Genomic DNA, 1342 nt, shown 5'->3' on the forward strand with positions numbered 1-1342 from the left:
AGATGGACAACGCGCTGCCGCAGGAGAACCCGCTGTGGAAGATGATCAACTCGGGCACCGGGCCGCGCCCGTCCACGCGCCTCATGGGGTCATCGTGGCGAACGCGATGACGTTGTTGAGGTAGCTGCCGGAGTTCTGGTCGAACTGCCCGCCGCAGGTGACCACCCGGAGACCGGCTCTGTCGCTGGGGCCGTAGACCAGCTCGGTGGGGAAGGCGTTCTTCGGGTACGACTTCACCTCATTCACGGTGAAGGTGGCGGTGGAGCCGTCCTCCCGGGCGACGCTGATGGTGTCGCCCGGCTTGAGTGCGCCGAGGTTGAAGAAGACCGCCGGACCGAGCTTGGCCGAGTCGACGTGGCCGACGACGACCGCGTTGCCGACCTCCCCCGGGCTGGCCCCGAGGGAGTACCAGCCCGCCTTCATGGCCTGTTCCAGCGGGGGCACCTGAACTGTGCCGTCCGCGTTCAGACCGAGGCTCATGATCTCGGCGTGCACGCCGATGCGGGGGATCGCGATGGTGGTCGGGGCCGACCGGGGCAGCGCGGCGGGGGCCAGGTCCGGGTCCGGCAGCGCCGTCTCGCCGGCGGATGCCTGGTCCGCGGTCACCGTGCCGGTGCTCTCTGAGGGGCCCGGGAGAGCGGCTGAGGTGGGGGCCGGGCCGGCCTGGGCGAGCGGTTGGGGTGGGCGGGGCGGCGGCACGGTCCGGAAGGACGCGCCGATCAGGCCGGCGCCCAGCATGGCGAGGAGGACGACGACGGCCGCGCCGGCGGCGCGCCACGGTCTCCCGTGACGGCCGCCGGCCCGTGTCGCCGTCCGGTCAGACGAGGTCATTGGCCCGCCGCCGGCGCAGCAGGACCATCCCGCCCAGGGCGGCGGCGCTGATCACGCCCACCCCGCTGGCAGCCATGGTGCGGTCCATGCTGGTGGTGGTCATGCCACCGTCACCGCCGTCGACGTGGCCGCGGGGGAAGCAGTGGTCCTTGTCCTTGCGGTCGAAGTCCTTGCGGTCCTCGTCCTTGAAGTGGCCGTCCTTGCCGTCGTGACCCTTGCGGTCCTCGTCCATGTGGTCGAAGTCCTTGCGGTCCTGCTCCTTGGCGTCGTGCTCCTTGTTGTCCTGCTCGTTGCGCTCTTCGTCCTTGCGCTCCTCGTTCTTGCGCTCCTCGTTCTTGCGCTCCTCTTCCTTGCCTTCGTGGTCCTTGCGGTCCTTGTCCGACTGGTCGTCGGTCATGCCGCCGCCCTGGCCGGCCCCCGGCTGCCAGCTCTCCTCCGACTGGCTGCCCCAGTCCATGCCCTTCTCGTCCTTGAACTCGGGCTTCTTGTTCTCTTCGTCCTTGAACTCGGC

1 protein-coding gene and 1 pseudogene are annotated in these 1342 nt (G+C 70.1%); both read right to left on the minus strand.

Annotated elements, in window-relative coordinates; all coding sequences use genetic code 11:
* Nucleotides 1-81 precede the first annotated feature (81 nt).
* Complete coding sequence (locus ABZ570_RS27215; RefSeq protein ID WP_358069459.1) at nt 82-831, minus strand: class F sortase; 750 nt, start codon at nt 829-831, stop codon at nt 82-84.
* A pseudogene (locus tag ABZ570_RS27220) lies at nt 818-1342 on the minus strand (hypothetical protein); the annotation flags it as partial. The gene ABZ570_RS27215 and the pseudogene ABZ570_RS27220, both read right to left, overlap by 14 nt.

It is taken from the genome of Micromonospora sp. NPDC007271, from assembly GCF_040634005.1.
Classification (GTDB): domain Bacteria; phylum Actinomycetota; class Actinomycetes; order Mycobacteriales; family Micromonosporaceae; genus Micromonospora.

Bases quoted from the DNA above. Each gene is read 5' to 3' on its own strand.
- ABZ570_RS27215 (WP_358069459.1), bottom strand. From the start codon at position 831: ATGACCTCGTCTGACCGGACGGCGACACGGGCCGGCGGCCGTCACGGG.